The sequence below is a fragment of the Pseudomonas koreensis genome (assembly GCF_025447595.1).
Classification (GTDB): Bacteria; Pseudomonadota; Gammaproteobacteria; order Pseudomonadales; family Pseudomonadaceae; genus Aquipseudomonas; species Aquipseudomonas koreensis_H.
Genome location: NZ_JAOEJU010000008.1, coordinates 158,425 through 174,797, shown reverse-complemented (window position 1 = coordinate 174,797; position 16,373 = coordinate 158,425). Strand labels below are relative to the sequence as shown.

General features: G+C 61.9%; 17 protein-coding genes. 10 read left to right on the top strand and 7 right to left on the bottom strand.

Translation table 11 applies throughout. The annotated features are described in order from the left end of the window. Positions 1-123: 123 nt before the first annotated feature. Positions 124-963, top strand: a complete 840-nt coding sequence (locus tag N8H71_RS13005) for an HvfB family MNIO-type RiPP peptide maturase (RefSeq protein WP_262194300.1) — start codon at positions 124-126, stop codon at positions 961-963. After that, entirely contained in the window at positions 956-1,705 is a 750-nt protein-coding gene (locus tag N8H71_RS13000; protein ID WP_262194299.1) for an HvfC family RiPP maturation protein, read from the top strand. Before N8H71_RS13005 ends, N8H71_RS13000 begins: the two co-directional genes overlap by 8 nt. Positions 1,706-1,832: 127 nt before the next feature. Here the strand turns inward: N8H71_RS13000 and N8H71_RS12995 are convergent, their stop codons facing one another. Continuing rightward, positions 1,833-3,140 carry an ATP-binding protein gene (locus N8H71_RS12995; protein WP_262194298.1) on the bottom strand — a complete coding sequence of 436 codons (1,308 nt, stop codon included), beginning with the start codon at positions 3,138-3,140 and terminating at the stop codon, positions 1,833-1,835. Further along, positions 3,137-3,877 (bottom strand): response regulator, encoded by a 741-nt coding sequence (locus N8H71_RS12990; RefSeq protein WP_007956289.1) that lies wholly within the window; start codon positions 3,875-3,877, stop codon positions 3,137-3,139. The genes N8H71_RS12995 and N8H71_RS12990 overlap by 4 nt, the downstream gene beginning before the upstream one ends. A 306-nt stretch (positions 3,878-4,183) precedes the next feature. On the opposite strand from N8H71_RS12990, the gene N8H71_RS12985 reads away from it, so the two are divergent. The 3 genes from N8H71_RS12985 (at position 4,184) to N8H71_RS12975 (ending at position 6,071) form a co-directional block, all read left to right on the top strand. Beyond that, positions 4,184-4,453: a DUF2790 domain-containing protein gene (locus tag N8H71_RS12985; protein WP_007956290.1), complete on the top strand. Its 270-nt coding sequence runs from the start codon at positions 4,184-4,186 to the stop codon at positions 4,451-4,453. 29 nt (positions 4,454-4,482) lie between these two features. Continuing rightward, positions 4,483-4,779, top strand: coding sequence for a hypothetical protein (locus N8H71_RS12980; RefSeq protein ID WP_262194297.1), 297 nt, complete (start codon positions 4,483-4,485; stop codon positions 4,777-4,779). Positions 4,780-4,856: 77 nt separating this feature from the next. Next, positions 4,857-6,071, top strand: a complete 1,215-nt coding sequence (locus tag N8H71_RS12975) for a cytochrome c biogenesis protein DipZ (protein WP_262194296.1) — start codon at positions 4,857-4,859, stop codon at positions 6,069-6,071. Positions 6,072-6,090: 19 nt separating this feature from the next. On the opposite strand, the gene N8H71_RS12970 is transcribed toward N8H71_RS12975, so the two are convergent. Next, positions 6,091-6,552, bottom strand: coding sequence for a GNAT family N-acetyltransferase (locus N8H71_RS12970; RefSeq protein WP_262194294.1), 462 nt, complete (start codon positions 6,550-6,552; stop codon positions 6,091-6,093). Positions 6,553-6,783: 231 nt separating this feature from the next. On the opposite strand from N8H71_RS12970, the gene N8H71_RS12965 reads away from it, so the two are divergent. Further along, a complete protein-coding gene (locus N8H71_RS12965) occupies positions 6,784-7,056 on the top strand; it encodes a DUF4242 domain-containing protein (protein WP_064595343.1) in 273 nt (90 codons plus the stop codon). Positions 7,057-7,081: 25 nt separating this feature from the next. After that, positions 7,082-7,894 carry a class I SAM-dependent methyltransferase gene (locus tag N8H71_RS12960; RefSeq protein WP_262194292.1) on the top strand — a complete coding sequence of 271 codons (813 nt, stop codon included), beginning with the start codon at positions 7,082-7,084 and terminating at the stop codon, positions 7,892-7,894. 52 nt (positions 7,895-7,946) lie between these two features. On the opposite strand, the gene pcsA is transcribed toward N8H71_RS12960, so the two are convergent. From pcsA to N8H71_RS12945, 3 genes are all read right to left on the bottom strand, one after another. After that, the gene (pcsA, locus tag N8H71_RS12955) at positions 7,947-8,669 is read right to left on the bottom strand and encodes a phosphatidylcholine synthase (RefSeq protein WP_115079921.1); all 723 of its coding nucleotides are present in this window, start codon (positions 8,667-8,669) and stop codon (positions 7,947-7,949) included. Positions 8,670-8,859: 190 nt separating this feature from the next. Further along, positions 8,860-10,161, bottom strand: coding sequence for a cation:dicarboxylate symporter family transporter (locus N8H71_RS12950; protein WP_262194291.1), 1,302 nt, complete (start codon positions 10,159-10,161; stop codon positions 8,860-8,862). A 70-nt stretch (positions 10,162-10,231) separates the two neighbouring features. After that, entirely contained in the window at positions 10,232-11,587 is a 1,356-nt protein-coding gene (locus N8H71_RS12945) for a class-II fumarase/aspartase family protein (protein WP_262194289.1), read from the bottom strand. A 117-nt stretch (positions 11,588-11,704) separates the two neighbouring features. Between N8H71_RS12945 and N8H71_RS12940 the strand changes: the two genes are divergently transcribed. The 3 genes from N8H71_RS12940 (at position 11,705) to ligD (ending at position 15,931) form a co-directional block, all read left to right on the top strand. After that, positions 11,705-12,439 carry a GntR family transcriptional regulator gene (locus N8H71_RS12940; RefSeq protein WP_262194288.1) on the top strand — a complete coding sequence of 245 codons (735 nt, stop codon included), beginning with the start codon at positions 11,705-11,707 and terminating at the stop codon, positions 12,437-12,439. Positions 12,440-12,530: 91 nt separating this feature from the next. After that, complete coding sequence (locus N8H71_RS12935; protein ID WP_262194287.1) at positions 12,531-13,262, top strand: tellurite resistance TerB family protein; 732 nt, start codon at positions 12,531-12,533, stop codon at positions 13,260-13,262. Positions 13,263-13,384: 122 nt separating this feature from the next. After that, the gene (ligD, locus tag N8H71_RS12930) at positions 13,385-15,931 is read left to right on the top strand and encodes a DNA ligase D (RefSeq protein ID WP_262194285.1); all 2,547 of its coding nucleotides are present in this window, start codon (positions 13,385-13,387) and stop codon (positions 15,929-15,931) included. Here the strand turns inward: ligD and N8H71_RS12925 are convergent, their stop codons facing one another. Then, the gene (locus N8H71_RS12925) at positions 15,932-16,336 is read right to left on the bottom strand and encodes a hypothetical protein (protein ID WP_178082889.1); all 405 of its coding nucleotides are present in this window, start codon (positions 16,334-16,336) and stop codon (positions 15,932-15,934) included. It lies immediately after the preceding gene. Positions 16,337-16,373 lie beyond the last annotated feature (37 nt).

Genomic DNA, 16,373 nt, shown 5'->3' with positions numbered 1-16,373 from the left:
GCCCGCCGCCGATACAAAACCCGCCACTTCCCGCGCATTGCCCACACAGCCGCGATACACCCGCCGGTTTAACTGATCCTGTCAGTCGCCACGCCCGGCGGCTCCTCAGCAGAGATCCTGCCCATGCAGATTCCCCACCCCACCTTGCAGGCCAGCGTCGGGCTCGGCCTGCGTCGCGGCCTGATGAAAGACCTGCAGGCCGCCCGCACCGGCGATTTCGATTTTCTTGAAGTCGCCCCGGAAAACTGGATTGGCGTCGGCGGTGCCCATGGCGCCGCGCTGCGCGAGCTGGCCGAACGATATCCCTTGTCCTGTCACGGGCTGTCATTGTCGCTCGGTGGCTCGGTGCCGCTGGACGTCGGTTTCCTGCGGGAAGTGCGGACCTTTCTCGATCATTACAAGGTGCCGCTGTACAGCGAACACCTGAGCTATTGCAGCGACGACGGTCACCTCTACGACCTGCTGCCGCTGCCGTTCACCGAAGAAGCGGTGCACCACGTCGCCGCACGGATCCGCCAGGCCCAGGACGTTCTCGGCCGGCGGCTGGCGGTGGAAAACGTTTCCTACTACGCCGCGCCCCGGCAGGACATGGACGAAGTGACCTTCACCAACGCCGTGCTGCGCGAGGCCGATTGCGACCTGCTGCTGGACGTGAACAACGTCTACGTCAATTCGATCAACCACGGTTTCGATCCGCAGACGTTTCTGGCCGCCATCGAGCCGGGTCGGGTGGTCGGGATGCACGTGGCCGGGCATTTCGACGAGTCCGACACGCTGAAAATCGACACCCATGGCGCCTCGGTCAAACCGGTGGTCTGGGCGTTGCTGGCCGACGCCTATCGCCGATTCGGCGCGCAGCCGACCTTGCTGGAGCGGGATTTCAATTTCCCGGCGTTTTCTGAACTGGTGGCCGAGCTGCAAACCATCCGCCGCCTGCAAACCGAAGGAGGCCTGCGTGGATAATCTTCTGCTGCAACAACAGGCCCTGACCCGCTATTTGCGCGATCCGGAACATGAAGCGCCGCCCGCCGACATGAACGCGGCGCGGGTCAATGTCTATCGCGATCTGGTGTTCAACAACGTCTCGCAACTGCTGGGCAGCACATTTCCGGTGTTGATCCGGATCATCGGCCAGGAACGCTGGCGCACATTGATCCGCGGCTTCCTGCGGGACTACCGCGCGCAGACGCCGAAATTCGGTGAGATCGCCGAGGAGTTCGTCGGTTACCTCGCCTCGGAACCTGCCGTGTTGAGCGAAGGCGAGTGGCCGGCGTTTCTGGTGGAGCTGGCGCATTACGAATGGGTGGAAATGGTGTTGCAGCAGTCCGACGCCGAAGCCTTGTCTGTGAGTGATCCGGCGCACTTGCTGGATCGGCCGTTGCAGGTCTCGGCACTGGCCTGGCCGTTGGCGTACACCTGGCCGGTGCAAATGCTCGGGCCGGATCATCAACCGGCCACGCCGCCAGCCCAGCCAACCCTTTTGCTGGTACGGCGCACGACGGACTGGAGTGTGAAGTTTTCCGAGCTGAGCCCGCTGGCATGGCGGTTGTTGCAGCGGATCGAGGAATTCCCGCTGCTGAGTGGTCGCGAGCAACTGCAAGGGTTGGCGATGGAGGCGGGGTTGCCGGGAACGGTGTCATTCATGGACAGCGGACTGGCGTTGTTGCTGCAACTGCATGAGGACGGGGTGATCGGCATCAAGTGATCTCACAAACACCGCAAATCCTGTGGGAGCGGGCTTGCCCGCGAAGGCGTCTGTTCAGTCGATGAATATATTGACTCTGCTGGCCTCTTCGCGGGCAAGCCCGCTCCCACAGGGATTTATGTTTGCTTCAGGTGTGCAGGGGCAACTTCAGCTCCGCACACAACCCGCCACCCTCGCGATTGCTCAGCGTCAGCGAACCGCCCAGCGCCATCGCCAGTTGCTGGGCAATCGCCAGCCCCAGCCCGGTGCCGCCGGTGCTGCGGTTGCGCGAGTTTTCCACGCGGTAGAACGGTTCCATCACTTGGGCCAGTTCTTCTTCGGCGATGCCGGGGCCGCGATCCATGACCTTGATCGAGAGGCCGGCCTTGTCGCGCTGAATCAGCAGCTCGGCAGCGCCGGCGAATTTCAGCGCGTTGTCGGTCAGGTTGACCAGCACCCGGCGCAAGGCGTGGGGGCGGGTGTCGATGACCGCCTCACTCTTGCCGCTCAACTGCACTTCCTTGCCCATGTCCTGATAGTCGAACACCAGGCTGTCGAGGAACGAATCCAGATTGGTACGCCGACTTTCTTCGGTCGAGCCGTGGATGCTGCGGGCATAAGCCACGCCTTCGCGCACCAGATGTTCCATCTCGCCGAGGTCGTTCCACAGTTTGTCTTTCTCGGCCGAATCGTCCATGAACTCCGCCCGCAGCTTCATGCGGGTGATCGGGGTTTGCAGATCGTGGGAGATCGCCGCCAGCAGTTGCATGCGTTCTTTCAGGTACGCGGCGATGCGCGTCTGCATCGAGTTGAAGGCGCGGGCGGCGTAGGCCACTTCGTTCGGGCCTTTTTCATCGAGGTTGATCGGGTGGGCGTTGGGGTCGAGGGTTTCCACTGCGTTGGCGAGGCGGGTGAGAGGGCGGATGGCAATGCGCACCGCCAGCCAGGTGCAGGCGAGCATCAGCGCCAGTTGCCCGAGCAACACCACCGGCAGCCACGGCGACAGCGGCACCATCGACGGACGCACATCGATGGTGACCGGGCTGCCGTCGCTCAGGCGCAAGTGGCCCTGAAAGTGTTTTTTCGGGCCGGGAATGTCGGTGAACGTCAACGGGTACGCTTCGCCGATCGCATCGGTGATCGAGGTCAACGCAATCGGCACTTCATCCTGGCCGATCGGGGTGCCCGGTTCGCCTTCGCTCAGCAGGTAACCGTAGTTGTTGCGGGCCAGACGCTTGAGCCACATCGGGCGCTCTTCGGCGGGCAGGCGGTCGAGAATGGCAATCGAGGTCGAGACATCGGTTTCGAGGTTGCCGAGCATGGTGTTCTTCGCGCTTTCGTAGCGCTCGTAATATTGCGCGCCGAACGACAGCGCCTGAGCGAGGATCAGGCCGATCAGGAAAATCAGCGACAACCGGGAGGCGAGGGTGCGCGGCCAGCGCAGGGCGAGATTCATGCAGGGGCTCCGAGGACTTCGACCGGCAGCGAGAACACATAACCTTCGCTGCGCACGGTCTTGATGTAGGCCGGTTCGCGGGCGTCATCCAGCAGGCGCTGGCGCAGACGGCTGACCAGCAGATCGATGGAACGGTCGAACAGATCAGCGTCGCGGCCCTGGGTCAGATTCAGCAATTGATCGCGGCTCAGCACCCGTTGCGGATGGTCGAGGAACACTCGCAACAAACGGTATTCCGCGCCACTCAGCGCGACCATGGTGCCGTCCTTGTCCAGCAGATGCCGGGCCGATGTATCGAGCTGCCAGCGACCGAACGCCAGCAGCCGGCCGCTTTCGGTGACCACCAGATTCGGCGGCAGCATCCGTGTGCGCCGCAGCACGGCGTTGATCCGCGCCAGCAGCTCGCGGGCGGCGAACGGTTTGGTCAGGTAGTCGTCGGCGCCCATTTCCAGGCCGAGGATGCGGTCGGTTTCATCATTGCGCGCGGTGAGCATCAGGATCGGCGTGGCCCTGTGTTTGCCCGAGCGCAATTCGCGGCACAGCAGCAAGCCATCGTCGCCGGGCATCATGATGTCGAGCACGATCAGGTCGACGGTGTTGGCTTCCAGAAAACTGCGCATCTGCCGGCCATCGGCAACCACTGTGGTGCGCAGGCCGTTCTTCTTCAGGTAATTGCCGACCAGTTCGCGAATCTCGCGGTCGTCGTCGACGATCAGGATGTGATCGACATGTTCCATGGGGCCAAACCTCAATCAAAGGGGATTGCCGGGCAGTCTATCGAGCCTGCGCGAGGCCGCCTGCCTGCCTTTGTATTGCAGTGTATCCAGCGCTGTGACGGATACACGCCGACGCAAAAAGCGGATTTTTACAGGGTTTTGTATCGCTGTGTATCCCGGGCGCATGCGGATACGTAGCGATTTATACACGGCATTTGCCGACACATGCGCGATACCTCGCGAGCTTTAAATGAGCTCCATCGAGGCACACACAGAACGCCTCGGCCCAATCAACGATTCAACCATTGAAGCCCCGAGGAAAACGCCATGAACACCAAGACCAAATCGATCGCCGCCGCTTGCCTGTTTGCCGCTTTGAACATCTGCACCCTGTCGGCCCGCGCCGAAGCCGATGTCACCCCGCAAACCTACTCCTACGGCAGCCACCTGGACATCCAGAAAGTGGTTTCGCTGAAACAGGACAACTCGATGACCTGCGGCATCGTCGACGCCCGCCTGACTTACCTCGATTCGGCCGGCAAGACCCAGGTGCTCGACTACCGCAAATTCGCCGACGGCTGCAACGAAGACAACTGATTACCCACCTCTATAAAAGGAACATCGCCATGAACAATGTATCGCGCTATCTGACCGCTGTTGCCTTCTCCCTTGCCGGCGTCGCGGCCCATGCCAACGCTGCCGTCGAACAGAACAGCTGTGGCAGCAGCACCTGCTTCCAACTGGCGCCGGTGGCCAAGCCGGGCAGCGACGGCCTGATCGCCGCCGACGGCGCCAGCCGCACACCGCAGGGGCAGATGGTCGCCGCCGACGGTTCCAGCCATACGCCGCAAGGCCAGATGGTGGCTGAAAACGGTGCCAGCCGTACGCCGCAAAGCCAATGGCTGGACAGCCAGACGGCTTGAGGATTGAAGGGGGCTGCCCGTAACGGGCGGCCCCCGAACCACTCAACAGACCGCCCCTCATTCAAAAGGTGAACCTCATGTTTCTCATCGCTTTCCTGGGCGGTCTGTTGACTGTCCTCAGTCCGTGCATTCTGCCGGTGGTGCCGTTCCTGTTCGCCGGGGCCGACCGCACCCGTTCTTCAATCCTGCTGACCCTCGGCGGCATGGCCCTGACCTTTGCCTTGATATCCAGCCTGGCGGTGGTCAGCAGCGAGTGGGTGATCGAGGCCAGCAACACCGGTCGCCACATTGCGCTGGCGGTGATGGTGCTGTTTGCGCTGTCGCTGATTTCCGCGCGCATCGGTGACTGGCTGGCCCGGCCCTTCGTGCTGCTGGGCAATCGCCTCGACCCGGACAGCCGGAAAAAGGCCGGCCCGATGGCGTCGATCATGATCGGCGTGGCCACCGGTCTGTTGTGGGCGCCATGCGCCGGGCCGATTCTCGGCGTGATCCTCACCGGCGCCATGCTGCAAGGCGCCAACGCCCAGACCAGCCTGTTGCTGCTGGCCTACGGTGCGGGCAGTGCGCTGTCGCTGGGGACGCTGATTTTCGCCGGTCGCGGGCTGGTCAATCGTCTGAAGCCATCGATTCCGTTCACTGGCTGGTTCCGTCGCGGTGCGGGTGTCGCGGTGCTGGCGACGGCGGCAGTGATTGCCACTGGTGCCGATAACCTGTTGCTGGCCAACACCTCGTCCCAAGGCGTGGCGTCGGTCGAGAAAAGCGTGCTGGAAAACGTGCCGAAGGTGGTGGACTACTTCGTCAGCAAAGTCCGTGCAGACTCGACCGAAGACGAGGCCGGCAAAGGCGCGATGCCGTCGCTGTCCGGCGCAGTGCAATGGCTGAACTCACCGGAACTGACCGCTGAATCCCTGCGCGGCAAAGTGGTGCTGGTGGACTTCTGGACCTATGACTGCATCAACTGCCAGCACACCCTGCCGTATGTGAAAGAGTGGGAGAAGAAGTACGGCAAGGACGGCTTGGTGGTGATCGGCGTGCACACCCCGGAATATGGCTACGAGCGGATCATCGACAACGTCAAGGATCAGGTGCAGAAGCTCGGCATCACCTACCCGGTGGCCATCGACAACAACTACGCGATCTGGCGCAACTTCGATAACCAGTACTGGCCGGCACATTACCTGGTCGACGCCAAAGGGCAGGTGCGTTACACCCACTTCGGCGAAGGCAGTTACCAGGCGCAGGAGCAGATGATTCAGCAGCTGCTCAAAGAGGCCAAGGCGCCGGCTGCGTAAAACCGCAAAACTCGATGGCTCACAGGTCACGCACCATGAGCCATTGTTCGTTGCCCCACGCATGAAAACGCTCTAGCACCGTCCAGCCGCGTTTGGCGTAATAGTCCTGCTTGCTTTGGGTGTGCAGGTAAAAACGCGGCAGGCCCCGGTGTTTCGCTTCTTCGGCGATTCCCTCGATCAATCTTTCTGCCAGACCCTGGCCGCGTGATTCGTGGCTGACCAGCACACAGGCCAGCCACGGTCCCAGATCCGGTCGCGTTGCAAGATCTGCCCGTGCCAGTGCCGCACCGCCCAACAGTCGATCCCCGTCCAGCGCAATCAGGCAACGCCAGTCGCCATTGGTCTGCCCCTCGGCAAATTCCCGCTGCCATCCGGCCAGGGGGTGCTCGGCATATTCGTAATGAAATTGTTGGTGAATCCACGCTGCATAGGTGTCGCTGTGCTGCATGTGATCGGCGAGCCATTCGAAGCGCAAGGACATGATCGAATTCCGTTCCGGGGGAGGGCTTGCATGAGAGCCGATCAGCCGACGCGTTGGCAACCCCCCTGACAGTGTTTCGGGGCCTTTACAAAATCCCGCCATTCATCGGCCAAGGCCCGGTTTTACGGGCTCTCCGGACGATTGGCAGGGACGCCGGACAGCACCCGCGCGATAGTGGGCGAGCAGGGCCGCCAATGGCTCTGACACCCATAAAAAGAAAGCGAGGTTGCCATGCCGAAGTTCGTGATTGAACGCGAGATTCCAGGAGCCGGAAAGCTATCGGAACAAGAACTAAAGGCCGTATCGCAGACGTCCTGCAACGTGCTGCGTGAACTCGGGCCCGAGGTGCAGTGGCTGCAGAGTTATGTGACTGCCGACAAGATCTATTGCGTGTACATCGCACCCAACGAAGAACTGGTGCGTGAACACGCCCGGCAAGGGGGATTTCCGGCCAACAGCGTGTCCCGGGTGACGAGCATCATCGACCCGACGACCGCCGAATGACCCCTCTGCTGTGGAGCACCCATTCATGAGTACCCCCATTGATCTCACTGCCCTGAAGGAACGCCAGAAAGTCGCCTGGGCCAGTGGCGACTACGCCGTCATCGGCACTACCTTGCAGATCGTCGGCGAAACCCTCGCCGAAGCCTGCGACCTGCGTTGCGATGAAGAAGTGCTGGATGTCGCTGCCGGCAACGGCAATGCCACGTTGGCGGCGGCGCGCCGTGGTTGTCTGGTGACGTCCACCGACTATGTCGCGGCGTTGCTGGAGCGCGGCCAGGATCGGGCGCGCGCCGAGCATCTGGACGTGACCTTCCAGGTTGCCGATGCCGAAGCGCTGCCGTTCGCCGACAACAGTTACGACGCGGTGCTGTCGACTTTCGGCGTGATGTTTGCTCCGGATCAAGCCAAGGCTGCCAAGGAGTTGGCGCGGGTCTGTCGCCGTGGCGGACGGATCGGCCTGGCCAACTGGACACCGGAAGGTTTCGTCGGCCAGATGTTCAAGACCCTCGGCCGGCACCTGCCACCGCCACCCGGTGCGCAACCACCGTCGAACTGGGGTGCGGAAGCCTGGCTGCACTCACAGTTCGACGACCGCAACTTCGTGGTGCAGGTAACTCGGCGTCACTTCAACTTTCGTTACCGCTCGGCGGCGCATTTCATCGACATTTTTCGCCGCTGGTACGGGCCGGTGCACAAGGCTTTTGCGGCGTTGCCACCGGAGAGCGGGCAGGCACTGGAGGGAGATCTGACGCAACTGATCGACGGATTGAACCGGGCAGGGCCGGAATCGATGGTGGTGCCGAGTGAATATCTGGAGGTGGTCATCACTAAACGCTGAACCCATTGTGGGAGCGAGCAAGCTCGCTCCCACAGGGATCCCGAAAGGGTTTCTATTTCAGATGCGCACTGTCAAACCATTCCAGCGCCGTGCGCCAGATGCAGATACCCAGAAAGTAAGCCGACGCCAGCAACCACAGGCCCATCACCAGTGGGTTGATCACCGGGTGGTTCAGCACCAGCGACAGACTGCACAGCAGCCAGATCGCCGTCACCGCAATGTTGATCGGCATGAACCGGCGTACCCGGAACGGGTGCAAAAATTTCATCCGGGTCACGGTCAGCAGCGCCAGGCCAATCACCGTCAGGAAGGTGATCCACGGCCCCGGATCGATGATGTACAAGCACAAGGCAACCACGTTCCAGGCAGCGGGGAAACCGACGAAATAGTTGTCCTTGCTCTTCATGTTGACATTGCAGAAGCAGAACAGCGACGACACCAGAATCAGCGACACGGTCAGCAGCAAGGTGTAGTCGGGCAGGGGGATGTAGCGATAGATGAACAGCGCCGGGATGAACACGTAGGTCAGGTAATCGATCACCAGATCGAGGATTGATCCGTCGAAACTCGGCAGCACCGACTGCACGTTGACCTTGCGCGCCAGCGCCCCGTCTAGGCCATCGACGATCAGCGCCACGCCCAGCCACATCAGGCAATGGGTCGGCTGGTTTTCCAGCAGGGCAAGGGTGGCCAGAAAGGCGGTGACCACGCCGGTCGCGGTGAAACCATGGGCGCCCCAGGCTTTGAGCCTGGCGATGTGGACGGTCGATATCACGAAGGCGTTCTCCAGAAAGTGCAGCAAGCCGCGTAGACCCTTGGGCAGCAAGGGTGGCGACTAACCGGGTCGGGGTTGCAGCTATCGACCGGTCGGGCCGGGTCAAGGTTCACCCATTCTTGAAGATTAGCTGGCCCTGAAAAAAATACCCCGGCGTGGCCGGGGCATTTTTATGTGACATCGGTAACCGTCAGAGTGCTGCTTCCGGATTGCGACCAAAGACCCGGCTGTATTCCGCCTTGGCGGTCTGCTCGGTGAACTCGCCTGACCACTTCGACACCACCACCGTTGCCACGCTGTTGCCAATGGTGTTGCAGGTGGCAATGGCCATCGACATGAAGCGGTAGACGCCGAACAGCAGCGCCAGACCTTCCACCGGCAGTACGCCAATCGCCGTAACGGTCGCGGCGAACACCACGAAGCTGCCACCGGATACCGCCGCCGCGCCTTTGGAAGTGACCAGCATGATCGCGATGGTGCCCAGTTGTTGCTCCCAGCTCATCGGCACGCCGTAGGCATTGGCGATGAACAGCACGCACAGCGACATGTAAATGGACGTGCCGTCGAGGTTGAAGGCATAACCGGTGGGTAACACCAGGCCGACGCTCTGTTTCGAGCAGCCGAATTTCTCGAGTTTTTGCAGCAGGCGCGGCAGAGCGCTTTCCGACGAAGCGGTGCCGAGCACGATGAAAATCTCATCCTTGATGTACTTGAGGAACCGCCACAGGCTGAACCCGGAAATACGGCAGACCGCACCCAGTACGACAAAGATGAAAAACGCGACGCCGACGTAGAACATCAGCACCAGATTGGCCAGTGACATCAGCACCGCCGAGCCGTTGCTGCCGACCGCATACGCCACCGAGCCGAACGCACCGAGCGGGGCGAACTTCATGATCAGGTTGATGAACTCGAAGAAGCACTCCGAGACCCGGCTCAGACCATCCTCGATCACGCTGCGGCGTTCCGGTTTCAGCGCCAGCAGGGCGAAGCCGAACAGCACCGAAATCACCAGCACTTGCAGCAATTGGCCGCCGGCAAAGGCGCCGACGAAGTTGTCCGGGAATATCCCGTAGATGAAGTCCAGGGTCGACGCCGGCGCATGGCCCTTGGCGACGGCGGCACTGGCGGCTGCGGCGGTGGCGCTGCTCGGGTGAGCGTCGTGCATGCCGGAGCCGATGTTCAGCAGGTTGCCCCAGAGCAGGCCGATGGCCAGGGCGATGGTCGACACCACTTCAAAGTAGATCAACGCACGCAGGCCGACTTTACCGACGCGTTTGATGTCGCCGGCCGAGGCGATGCCGTGGACCACGGTGAAGAACACCAGTGGCGCCACGGCGGTTTTGATCAGCTTGAGGAAAATGTCGCCGAGAATCTTGAAGCTGGCCGCCAGTTCCGGTGCGAGGAAGCCGAAGGCAATCCCGAGCATCATAGCGGCGATCACCTGAAAGGTCAGGTCCTTGTACAGCGGTTTCTTGTCGGGGGTGGTCATGTCTGCGGTCTCGTTGTTGTTATTGGCGAGCGATGGGCAGAGGGCTCGCGCGCGGCGAGCCCGGTGAGGATCAGCGTTTGACCGAACCCTCACGCGCCAGGGCGATGTCGACCATCTGCGGCGCAAGGCCCAGGTAGTTGGCCGGATCGGTCAGGCGCTTGAGTTCCTCGACATCCAGTTGCGCGGTGGCCTCACCCTGGGCCAGCAGCGCGTCGAGCAGGCTGGTGCCCTGATCGTTGGCCATGCGGCAGGCGGCATAGACCACGTCATGCGCAACCTGACGACCGAGTGCCGGCGCCAGCCCCATCATTACGGCTTCGGCGACGATCAGACCCTGGGTCATGTCGAGGTTTTTGCGCATGCGCTCGGTGCGCACTTCGAGGCCGGCGAGCATGAATTTCGCCTGACCCAGCGAGGCAGCGCTGAGGGCGAAGGCCTCCGGGATGGCGATCCATTCCGCTTGCCATGGACCGGTGGAGCGCTCGAAGTCCTGAATCATCGCGTCGAGCATCAGACCGGCCTGCTGGCGTACGCCTTTGGCAGCGGCATACATCAGCTCGCAGGAAATCGGATTGCGCTTTTGCGGCATGGTGCTGCTGGCGCCACGGCCCTTGACGAACGGCTCATACACTTCGCCCAGTTCGCTGGTCATCATCATCATGACGTCGAGGGCAATCTTGCCCAGCGAGCCGGTGACCAGACCGAGGAAGTTCAGGGTTTCTGCCAGACCATCGCGGGCGACGTGCCAGGTGGCTTGCGGTACGCCGAGACCCAGTTCGTCCATCAGCGCTTCCTGCACTTCCAGACCTTTGTCGCCAAGGGAGGCGAGGGTGCCCGCCGCGCCGGCAAACTGACCGATTTCCACTCGTGGACGCAGCTCCACCAGACGTTCTGCGTGGCGGTCGAACATGCTCAGCCACACCGCGCACTTGTAGCCGAAGGTGATCGGCAGCGCGTGTTGCAAATGCGTGCGGCCCGCCATCGGCGTGTCGCGATAGCGCTTGGCAAGGTCGGCGAGCAAGCCGCGCACCGCTTGAATGTCGCGCTCGACGATGGCCAGCGCAGCGCGGACTTGCAGGACGACGGCAGTGTCCATGATGTCCTGGGTGGTCGCGCCCCAGTGCACGTAACGGCCGGCTTCACCGCAGGTTTTCGACAGCTGCTCCACCAGCGGCAGGATCGGGTAACCGACGATTTCGGTCTCGTGCTGCATCAATGCCAGATCGAGCGAGGCATAGGTTGCCAGCTCGGCAATCTGCTCGGCGGCAGCCGCCGGGATCACGCCGCAGCGTGCTTCGGCCCGGGCCAGGGCGATTTCCACTTCAATGTAGCGTTCGATCAGGGCTTGGTCGGAAAACACGCTGCGCATCTCGGCGGTGCCGAACATGTCGCGGAACAGGGCGGAGTCGAAGACAGTGCTGGACATGAGGGAATCCTGAATATGTTTGTTATTGATCGGACATATTTATTATGTCCGTACATAATTCTTGCGCCCTCGCTGATACACTGTCAACTCGCTTAACCATCGGGACTGATGAAAGGTATGAACACGCGCTATGCGGTCGTTGCAAAAGACTTGATGGAGGGCATCTCCAGCGGTCGCTATCCGCTCGGATCGTTGCTGCCGACCGAGTTCGAACTGTGCGAGCTGTACGACGTGAGCCGGCACACTGTGCGGGCGGCCATTACGCAATTGCAGAATCAGGGGCAGGTCTCGCGGCGCAAGCGGGTCGGCACCCGCGTCGAGTCCATCTCGCCCAAGGGCGGGTACTCGCAGTCGCTGGCCTCGGTGTCCGACCTGGTGCACCTGGCGGAAACCCAGATGCGCAGCATTCAGAACGTCTCCCGTTTTGTCGCCGACATTGCCCAGGCCCGACGCCTGGGCATGGAACCGGGGGAGCATTATTTTTGCGTGTCGAGCATTCGCGTCGACGAACAGAACCGGCGGGCGCCGCTGTGCTGGACCGATGTCTACGCGCAGGAAACTTACGCCGAAGTCATCGAACTGGCCGAGCAGCATCCGGACGAACTGATCGCCGCCCTGATCGAACGTCATTTCGGCCGGCACATCGACGTAGTCGACCAGCAGGTGCGCGCGGTGTTGCTGAGTCCGGAGATCGCCAAAAGCCTCAACGCCGAAGCCGGATCGCCGGGGCTGAACATCATTCGCCAGTACCGTGACGAGGACGGCGCCCTGATGGTGGTATCGGAAACCACGCACCCTGAAGACCGCTTCACGCTGGTGACACAGATGCGCCGGGAAAAGAGTCCGGGCTGATGCCCGGCGTCAGCCCAACGGTGCTGGCACAACTGGCGCAGCAGTCTATCGTTGCCTGACGCAGTCACTTCCTTTGCCTGAGGACGACGTCATGAACACCAGCGATCTGCTCGAACAACTGCTGCGAGGCCAGGCCTCGGCGGGACAACAAGGTGGCGCATCGGCCGGCGGTGGACTGGGCGGGCTGGGTGGATTGCTCGGTGGTCTGCTGGGCGGCGGTGGCAACAGCGGCGGCGGTTCTCCCGCTGGCGGGCTTGGTGGTCTGGGCGGGCTGCTCGGTGGACTGCTCGGCGGTGGCGGAGCGCTGGGTGGCGGGACGCAGAGTCGTTCTGGCGGCACCAATTACGCGGCACTGGCTTCGCTGGGCATGATGGCGTTCCAGGCGTATCAGGCCTGGCAACGCAGCCAGGCGTCCGCCGCTCCGCAGCAAACCCCGCAAACCGCGGATCTGCTGTCCGGCCCGCAAGTCGAAGAACACAGCCACGCCGTTTTGCGTGCATTGATCGCGGCGGCCAAGGCCGACGGGCGGATCGACGAGTCGGAAAAACACCTGATCAGCAGCGAAATCGGCCGCCATACCGACGACCCGAACCTGCAGCAATGGCTCGACGACGAAGTCGCCAAACCGCTGGACCCCACCGAAGTCGCCCAGGCGGCGCTGAACGATCCGGCCATGGCCGCCGAAATGTACCTTGCCAGCGTGATGCTGGTGGACGATCAGCAGGACGCCGAGCGCAATTATCTGGATGAATTGGCGGCGGCGTTGCAGATCGACCCCGAGTTGCAGGTTCACCTGGAGCAGCAGGCCAAGGGCACAGCCTGAAAAAAACCTTGAAAAAGCCCCGGACGGGATCCATCCGTCCGGGGCTTTTTTACGTCGATTGAATTTTTCTCCGGGGGCACGGCTCTTCTGCATAACAGGACCCGTCTGCACCCGGAGCCGCCATGAACAGGAATCTCGACGACTACAACCGAATGCGCGACTTCTGCGCAACCTCGGAACCGGCGGCAGTCAAACGCCGGGGCAAGAAAATCGCTGGCGACCACGCCCTGCAGTTCTGCATCCAGAAGCACGATGCCTCGCACCTGCATTACGACTTTCGCCTGGAACTCGACGGCGCGCTCAAGAGCTGGGCGGTGCCCAAGGGGCCGTCGCTGGATCCCAAGGTCAAGCGCTTGGCCGTGCACGTGGAAGACCATCCGCTGGACTACGCGACGTTCGAGGGCAGCATTCCCGAGGGGCATTACGGCGCCGGCGATGTGATCGTCTGGGATCGCGGCGTGTGGATTCCGCTGGAAGACCCGGAGAAAGCCTACGCCAAGGGCAAACTCAAATTCGAATTGCAAGGCGAGAAGCTCGCCGGGGTGTGGAATCTGGTGCGCACCCACATGCCGGGCAAGAAAGAGCAGTGGTTTCTGATCAAGCATCAGGACAGCGCCGCGCGCCCGCAAAGTGATTACGACGTGCTGGTCGCCGAACCCGACAGCGTGCTCAGCGAACGCACGATCGTCGACAAACCCCGGCTCAGTGCGAAGCAGGTCAAGCCGCTGAAAGCCTCGCCTAAAGCATCTCGCAAGCCCGCCTCGGGCAAACTTGCCGGGGCGCACAAGGCCAATATCCCTGAGCAACTCAAACCGCAACTGGCCACCCTGGTGGAGAGTGCGCCGGAAGGGAATTGGCAATACGAGATCAAGTTCGACGGCTATCGGATCATGGCGCGCATCGACCATGACGAGGTGCAGTTGTTCACCCGCAACGGTCATGACTGGACGCACAAGTTGCCGAAGCAGGCGCAGGCCCTTGCAGCGCTGGGCCTGGAATCGGCGTGGCTTGACGGTGAGATGGTCGTCGCCAACGCGGACGGCGTGCCGGATTTTCAGGCCCTGCAAAATGCGTTCGATGCGGGCCGCAGTGAAAACATCCTCTATTACCTGTTCGATCTGCCGTATCTCAACGGCGTCGATCTGCGTGAAATCCCTGTGCAGGAAAGGCGCGCGGCGCTGGCCACGGTGTTGAAAGCCCATGAAGATCCGTTGCTGCGCTTTTCCGAGGCGTTCGACGAAACGCCGCAGGCGTTGCTCAACAGCGCCTGCCAGATGCGCATGGAAGGCCTGATCGGTAAACGTCTTGGCTCGCCTTACGTGTCGCGCCGCAGCAGTGACTGGATCAAGCTCAAGTGCAAGCATCGCCAGGAATTCGTGATCGTCGGCTACACCGATCCGAAAGGCGCGCGCAGTTCGTTCGGTGCGCTTTTGCTGGGTTTGCATGATCGTGACAGCGGCGAGTTGCGTTACGCCGGCAAGGTCGGCACCGGATTCAATGAAACCACCCTCAAGAGCATCCTCGCGCAGTTGAAGCCGTTGCGGGTGAAGAAAGCGGCGGTGGTCAATCCGCCCACGGGTTTCGAGGCCAAGGGTGTGCACTGGCTCAAGCCGAATCTATTGGCGGAAGTGGCGTTTGCCGAAATGACCCAGGACGGTTCGGTGCGCCACGCCGTGTTCCATGGCCTGCGCGAGGACAAACCGGCCAAGGACATCACCGAGGAGCGCGCCAGACCCATGAAGACTTCAAAGGCTCAAACTATCGCGCCGTCCCAATCCGGCCTGGCCGACGGCAAGGTGCGGATCACTCACCCCGACCGGGTGATCGATGCCAGCAGTGGCACTACCAAAATGCAGTTGGCCGAGTATTACGCCAGCGTCGCCGAATGGATTCTGCCGCAACTCAAGGATCGCCCTGTGGCGCTGGTGCGTGCGCCGGACGGTATCGCCGGTGAGTTGTTCTTCCAGAAGAACGCCGAGCACCTGGCAATCCCCGGCATCCGCACGCTGGACAAAGAGCTTACCGGCCAGCCCGTGATGCTGATCAACAACGCCGAAGCCTTGATCGGCGCGGTGCAGATGAGCACGGTCGAACTGCACACCTGGAACGCCACCACGACGGCTCTGGACAAGCCCGACCGCTTTGTCCTCGACCTCGACCCGGATCCCGCGCTGCCATGGAAAAGTATGGTTGAAGCCACCGCACTGACCCTGACTGTGCTCGATGAGCTGGGACTGAAGGCGTTCCTCAAGACCAGCGGCGGCAAGGGCATTCATCTGGTGGTGCCGTTGACCCGCAAGCATGGCTGGGACGAGGTCAAGGATTTCAGCCACGCCATCGTCACTCACATGGCGAAGCTGTTGCCGGAGCGTTTTTCTGCGGTGTCCGGGCCGAAAAATCGTGTCGGGCGGATCTTCATCGATTACCTGCGCAACGGCCTGGGCGCCACCACTATCTGCGCCTACGCAGCGCGTACTCGCGAGGGGTTACCGGTGTCGGTGCCGCTGTTTCGGGAAGAGGTCGGCGAGATCAAGGGCGCCGATCAATGGAACGTGCGCAACGTTCACGAACGGCTGGCGGAAGTGGGCGATGAGCCTTGGGCGGACATGAAGAAAACCCGGCAAAGCATCACGGCCGAGATGCGCAAGCGGGTGGGCATGAAGAAATGATCAGGTGTCGCGCAACAAGTCGTGGGCGTTGAGCAGATCAAAGGCGACTTGCGGGTTGTTTTCCAGGCCACGGCGGATAGCGGCGGGAATGGTTTTTCGGGTTTTGCGGCAGAGCCCCGGGAGCTCTTCGACTTCGATTTCGATGCCGCCGCGGACGGTCCGTACCTCACCGAACTTCGGTGCTATAAGCACGCGAATCCCTAGCTGATCGAACATCTTGCCTTGCAGTCGCTCGAGGTCGGCGAGGTCTTTGAGGTTTTCCAGACGCTCAAGCAGACGCTTTTCCTCCTCGCGGGTCAGCAGCAGGATGCGCACGTCCGCGCCGGGTGTATCCAGCAGCGGATCACGCCCGCAGATGCAAAGACCCGGCGGGCAAGGGGAGCGAAGGGAGGCGGAAATCGTCATGGCCTCCATCATAGAGGCCGATCGGCGGTTTTGCCCA